A 5465-nucleotide genomic window follows, 5' to 3' on the forward strand; every position below is an offset into this window, starting at 1 on the left:
CCGGATAAAGGAAAAGGCATCGGTACGCTGGCAGGTGCCGTGGGTCGCGCCGCGGAACAGGTGGGAGCGCTCCTTGACCCAGTCGAAGAAGGTCTGGAAATTGCCGTCGGCGGCAGAGAGTTCGCGTGCCTCAAGCCAGGTGCTGTTGATCGACATCCACATTTCGGCAGTGATCTTGCCGCGCACCGCGTGCGCGTTGTCGCGGGCGCTCTTGAAGCACGACAGGATGGAGGAGGGGTTGCCGGCATCGTAGCTCATAAACGCCAGTACACCCGAGGGCGAGATCTCGCCATGGCGGGCGCGGTAGGCTTCCAGCGTGCCGGTCAGCGCCAGCGGCGCGGAGATATCGGTGCCGGCACGCGAGGCAGGCAGCAGCGAAACCGCTAGGCTGACGTCGAGTAGACGGGCCAGATTTTCGGCACGTTCCATCTGGCGTGCCATCCAGAACAGTTGGTCGGCAGTACGCGATAGCATCATGATTCAGTCCTCCAGTACCCAGGTGTCCTTGGTGCCGCCGCCTTGCGACGAATTCACCACCAGCGAGCCTTCCTTGAGCGCGACCCGGGTCAGTCCGCCGGCGACCATCGTGGTCTCGCGCCCGCTGGACAGCACAAAGGGACGCAAATCGATATGCCGTGGCGCGATGCCGGACTCGACAAAGGTCGGGCATGACGACAGGCACAGCGTAGGCTGCGCGATATAGTTGGCGGGGTTGGCCCGCAGGCGCGCACGGAAGTCTTCGATTTCGGCGCGACTTGCTGCCGGCCCGACCAGCATGCCGTAACCGCCGGCCCCGTGAACCTCCTTGACCACCAGCTTGTCCAGATTGGCCAGTACATGGTCAAGCTCGCTCGCATTGCGGCACTGGAAGGTCTCGACATTGTGCAGGATAGGGTCTTCGCCCAGATAGAAGCGGATCATCTCCGGTACATAGGGGTAAATGGACTTGTCGTCGGCCACACCGGTGCCGATGGCATTGGTCAGCACGACATTACCCTGGCGGTAGGCGTGCATCAGGCCGGGGACGCCCAGTATCGAGTCCGGGCGGAAGGCCAGCGGGTCGAGGAAGGCATCGTCGATGCGGCGGTAGATCACATCGATACGCTTGTGTCCGGCGGTGGTGCGCATATAGACGTGGTCGTCGCGCACGAACAGATCGCGTCCTTCGACCAGCTCGATGCCCATCTGCTGGGCAAGGAAAGCATGCTCGAAGTAGGCGCTATTGTGCTGGCCGGGAGTGAGCACCACCACGGTCGGATTTTCATGGTGGCTGGCGTGACGCAGGGTCGCCAGCAACAGCGTCGGGTAGTGGTCGACCGGCGCGATGGCGTGCTGTGCGAATAGCTCGGGAAACAGCCGCATCATCATTTTGCGGTTTTCCAGCATATACGACACGCCGGACGGTACCCTGAGGTTGTCTTCCAGCACATAGTAGTTGCCGTCGGCGTGGCGGATCAGGTCGACGCCGGTGATATGTGCCCAGATCCCGTCCGGCAGCGTGATGCCCTGCATCAGCGGCTGATATTGCGTGTTGGCGAACACCTGCTCAGCCGGTATGCGGCCGGCCTTGATGATCTGGTGATCGTGGTAGATGTCATCGAGAAAGGCATTGAGTGCACGCACCCGCTGTGCCAGTCCGGCCTCCAGCTGGCGCCACTCTGCGCCCGGAATCACTCGCGGGATGGTATCGAACGGAATCAGGCGCTCGGCACCGGAGTCGTCGCCGTAGACCGCAAAGGTGATGCCGACGCGGTGAAACAGCTGGTTGGCTTCATGGCGTTTGCGCGACAGCGTATCGGGAGGCTGCGCCTGCAGCCAGCTGGAGAAAGCCTGATAGTGGGGGCGGATGGCGCCACTGGACAGCAGCATTTCATCGTGATGCCCGAAGTCGGGTAGGGTCAGCGCGTGCATGGTGTGCTCCCGGTTGGGTGTCTACCGGGTACTGAGCAAGCGCCATGCCAGTTATTGAGGCAATAAAGAGCGTTAGAGTGGGCTGGGGGTAACGATCATGGTGCGCGGCAGGCGATCTGCACCACGCCGGGGCGGCACGTCAGTGGTGGCGGGTATCCTCGATGTCGGACAGCAGGATGTTCAGCGCATCGGACGACAGATTCAGCTCGCGTAGCGAGAGGCCGAGCGAGGCCAGCATCAGCGCCAGGCTGGCACCAAAGCTGTAATGGGCGGCGGCTTCCCAGCCCAGATAAATCTTGAGCATGGCAATCACGCATAGAAACAGGCTGCCCACCCCCAGAAACTGCATTTGCTGGATCAGGCGTACCCGACACTTGAGGCTGGAAATCTGCAGCAAAATCTTGGGGTCCGGCGCGCGGCGGTAATCGTTGTACAGATTGCGTATGGTGGCTGCCAGGCCCAGAAAGCGGTTGGTATAGGCCAAGAGCAATAAGGAAATGGCCGGAAACAACAGGCCGGGGGTGGTCAGGTCTAGTATCATTCGGGGTCTTCCTCTATCAGTACATCGGTTCCCAGTGCTACGCGCCGGAACAGGTCGATTACGTCGGGGCTTTTCATGCGCACGCAACCGCGTGAAGTCGGCGTGCCCCACACCACATGCTGGCCTGCGCCATGGATATAGATCGCACGGTCATAGCTATCCACATCCCCCCCCTGATTACGCCCCGGCTCCATGCCGCATAGCCACAGGATGCGGGTCAGTATCCAGTCTTTATTCGGGTATTCGGCGTGTAGTGCCGGCGTGTACTGCCATGGTGTGACGTTGCGGCGGTAAATAATGGTGTTTTCGGCAGCTTGCTCGCCTATTTTTTCGCATACCCGATGCCAGCCGCGCGGTGTTTGCAGGCTGCCCACCTTTTCACCCAAACCGTTTTTGGCGGTTGAAACCAGATAGTCCTGCTCTACACGGCCAGTCGCATCAAATAGCGTTAGTCGCTGATTCCGGCTGTCGACCCTTATCCAGGGCTGGTTCGCTGTCCTGGGGTTGGGGCGCAAGGTGCTTGCCGGCGTCAGATGGACTTCCTGTTTTTGCGCGCTTGGCATGGGCGCTTGGCTGGCACAGGCGCCAAGCAGGCTCAAGCCCAGCAGCCAGAGTGTGCGATGGCATCGTTTCATTTGCGGCTTTGGCGTAGTTGTGCAAAAAAGCCGGATAGCTGATGCGCGCAGCGCTCGGCCTCTATGCCTGAAAAAACAGCGGTATGGGCATTGAGTGCCTTGATGGCGAACAGGTTGGTGATACTGCCGGCGGCGCCGGTCTTGGCCTCGGCTGCGCCATACACCAGCCGTGCAATCCGGGCCTGCATAATGGCGCCGGCACACATGGCGCAAGGCTCCAGCGTGACATACAGATCACAGCCATCCAGCCGGTAGTTGTCCATATGGGCTGCGGCCTCGCGTAGCGCCAGAATTTCGGCATGGGCCGATGGATCGGTGCTGGCAATCGGCCGGTTGCTGCCGCGGCCGATGACCGCGCCATCCCTGACCACGATAGCGCCAACCGGCACCTCTCCTTGCAAGGCCGCTTGGGCCGCCAGTTCCATCGCCAGCCCCATGTAGCGGCTCATCTGGGGCGCCGGCGGCATGGGTTGCACCGGTGCATGCTCTGCCAGCGCCTGTGCCAGTGCCGTGTGGTCTGCCGTACTTAACGCACTCCAGTGCACGCCGCGTATGGCGGCTTCCAGCGCATGGAGCAGGCGTTTACCTGCATCATGCCCCTCTGCCTTGAGCTGTAAAAATGCCGTCACAGAACCTGTGCGTGCCAGTTCTTCGCGGCAGGCAATGCCTAACGCAGCCAGATGGCGAATGGTGGCCGGGGACAGGGGCGGGGTGTTTAACGGGGTCGTCACGCGCGGGAGCAGGTCAAAAGCAAGGCCACCATTATATAGGGCGGCCTTGGCAGGATGGCTATGAAAGCCATCTATTTAGCGCCGTGATAGCCAGCGCCGGATGGCGAGTGCGGCAACGGATAGCCCCAATAGCCGTTTGAACAGATTTTTCTGCACAAGCTTGGGAAAGATCAGCGCCATCAGTGCCACACCGGCCTTGAGGCCGCGCGAGCTACCCATGAGGGTCGAAATGCTGCTGCTGGCCAGTTGCAGCGGGTTTTTCCACTGCGAGGTTTCCAGTTCGAGCCGGGTACGCAAGGCCTCGCCCTTGATCAGCAGCAACTGTTTTTTCAGTTCGCGATCATGCCGGTTCATGAATGCTCCTTGCCCGACACCGCATGCCAATCTTTCTTGACCTCGGCCAGCGTCAGGGCAAAAGCCTTGGGTGCATGGGCCATACGCCGTTTCAGTAGCAGCAGCAGGCTAAACGCAGTCAGGAAAAATCCCAGCGTAAACAAGCCTGCCGCCAAGACCCGGGCCGATGGCGGTAGAACCAGCATCACGAACAAGAGCAAGCTGATCAGGGCGGCAAAGAACAGGATCAGCGCACCGGCCAGCAGCATGATATTGGCGACCAGTCGCTCCTGCTGCTCGTCGGCCTCGATGCGCATCAGTTCGGCGCGGGTGAAAAACAGCGCAGCCAGCGCTTCCAGCATGGAGCGCAGGCTGCCCGGGCGTGCCGTTCGGGGGCTTGCCATGCCTTAGCGGCGCGAAACCAGCAGGCCCAGCAAGAAGGCAACTGCAGCAGCGAGGCCGATAGCTTTCCATGGGTGGGTATGCACATACTGGTCGGTCACCTTGGCCGCTTCTTTGGCGCGTGCCAATGCTGCTTTTTCGGCGTCCAGCAGCCTGTCCTTGGCCAGCTTCAGATTGTTTTGCAGCTTGAGATGCAGTTCGCGCGCCTTTTCATTGCCGTTGTCACCGGCAGAAGCCAGCAGTTCTTCGGTGTTGTTGAGCACGCTGCGCACTTCATCCAGCAATTGTTCTTTGTCGGTGTTGATTGCGTTGTCAGCCATGACTATCTCCTGTGCAGTGAACGGGGCAAAACCAGCCAAAACAGTAACCGGCAAACATGGCGTTTGCAAGCATGAGCTACCATGTTAATGCCTTTGATCTGCTTTGGCTGGGAAAAATTGGCTTTTCTTGATCCGGGGCAAAAAAGAACAGCAAAAAGCCCCGCAAAGCGGGGCTGTCGGCAGGCATCTTAGTGACTCATTCCCACTCGATCGTTGCCGGCGGTTTGCCGGAGACATCGTAGCAGACGCGGTTGATGCCGCGTACTTCGTTGATGATGCGGTTGGAGACGCGGCCCAGCAGGCTGTATGGCAGCTCGGCCCAGTGTGCGGTCATGAAGTCGCTGGTGACTACAGCGCGCAAGGCGACGACGTAGTCGTAGGTACGGCCGTCGCCCATCACGCCCACCGATTTCACCGGCAGGAATACAGCGAAGGCCTGGCTGGTCAGCTCGTACCAGTTTTTGCCGGTTTCTTCGTCCACGGTCGCGCGCAGCTCTTCGATAAAGATCGCGTCGGCACGGCGCAACAGGTCGGCGAACTCCATCTTCACTTCGCCGAGGATGCGCACGCCCAGACCCGGGCCCGGGAACGG

The 5465-nt window shown here is 60.6% G+C and carries 8 protein-coding genes and 1 pseudogene; all 9 read right to left on the minus strand.

The features are described from left to right. A partial coding sequence (locus tag ACRC1E_RS11030; protein ID WP_438515146.1) for an alpha-E domain-containing protein occupies window positions 1-477 on the minus strand: 477 nt, incomplete at its 3' end. A gap of 3 nt (window positions 478-480) precedes the next feature. Beyond that, on the minus strand, window positions 481-1911 hold the full coding sequence (locus tag ACRC1E_RS11035) for a circularly permuted type 2 ATP-grasp protein (RefSeq protein WP_438515147.1): 1431 nt from the start codon (window positions 1909-1911) through the stop codon (window positions 481-483). A 139-nt stretch (window positions 1912-2050) separates the two neighbouring features. Then, window positions 2051-2452, minus strand: coding sequence for a DUF2721 domain-containing protein (locus tag ACRC1E_RS11040; protein ID WP_438515148.1), 402 nt, complete (start codon window positions 2450-2452; stop codon window positions 2051-2053). Beyond that, window positions 2449-3087, minus strand: coding sequence for a L,D-transpeptidase family protein (locus ACRC1E_RS11045; protein ID WP_438515149.1), 639 nt, complete (start codon window positions 3085-3087; stop codon window positions 2449-2451). The genes ACRC1E_RS11040 and ACRC1E_RS11045 overlap by 4 nt, the downstream gene beginning before the upstream one ends. Continuing rightward, a complete protein-coding gene (gene tadA, locus ACRC1E_RS11050) occupies window positions 3084-3818 on the minus strand; it encodes a tRNA adenosine(34) deaminase TadA (protein WP_438515151.1) in 735 nt (244 codons plus the stop codon). Before tadA ends, ACRC1E_RS11045 begins: the two co-directional genes overlap by 4 nt. Before the next feature lie 75 nt (window positions 3819-3893). Continuing rightward, the gene (locus ACRC1E_RS11055; RefSeq protein ID WP_438515152.1) at window positions 3894-4172 is read right to left on the minus strand and encodes a hypothetical protein; all 279 of its coding nucleotides are present in this window, start codon (window positions 4170-4172) and stop codon (window positions 3894-3896) included. Continuing rightward, entirely contained in the window at window positions 4169-4555 is a 387-nt protein-coding gene (locus ACRC1E_RS11060; RefSeq protein ID WP_438515153.1) for a phage holin family protein, read from the minus strand. Before ACRC1E_RS11060 ends, ACRC1E_RS11055 begins: the two co-directional genes overlap by 4 nt. Window positions 4556-4558: 3 nt before the next feature. Further along, a complete protein-coding gene (locus ACRC1E_RS11065) occupies window positions 4559-4873 on the minus strand; it encodes a DUF883 family protein (RefSeq protein ID WP_438515154.1) in 315 nt (104 codons plus the stop codon). Window positions 4874-5069: 196 nt separating this feature from the next. Beyond that, window positions 5070-5465: pseudogene (locus ACRC1E_RS11070) on the minus strand (glutamine-hydrolyzing GMP synthase); the annotation flags it as partial.

Source organism: Craterilacuibacter sp. (assembly GCF_051659485.1).
GTDB lineage: Bacteria > Pseudomonadota > Gammaproteobacteria > Burkholderiales > Chromobacteriaceae > Craterilacuibacter.

Coding starts and splice junctions, on each gene's coding strand:
- ACRC1E_RS11035 (WP_438515147.1), bottom strand. CDS start 1,911: ATGCACGCGCTGACCCTACCCGACTTCGGGCATCACGATGAAATGCTG.
- ACRC1E_RS11040 (WP_438515148.1), bottom strand. CDS start 2,452: ATGATACTAGACCTGACCACCCCCGGCCTGTTGTTTCCGGCCATTTCC.
- ACRC1E_RS11045 (WP_438515149.1), bottom strand. CDS start 3,087: ATGAAACGATGCCATCGCACACTCTGGCTGCTGGGCTTGAGCCTGCTT.
- ACRC1E_RS11055 (WP_438515152.1), bottom strand. CDS start 4,172: ATGAACCGGCATGATCGCGAACTGAAAAAACAGTTGCTGCTGATCAAG.
- ACRC1E_RS11060 (WP_438515153.1), bottom strand. CDS start 4,555: ATGGCAAGCCCCCGAACGGCACGCCCGGGCAGCCTGCGCTCCATGCTG.
- ACRC1E_RS11065 (WP_438515154.1), bottom strand. CDS start 4,873: ATGGCTGACAACGCAATCAACACCGACAAAGAACAATTGCTGGATGAA.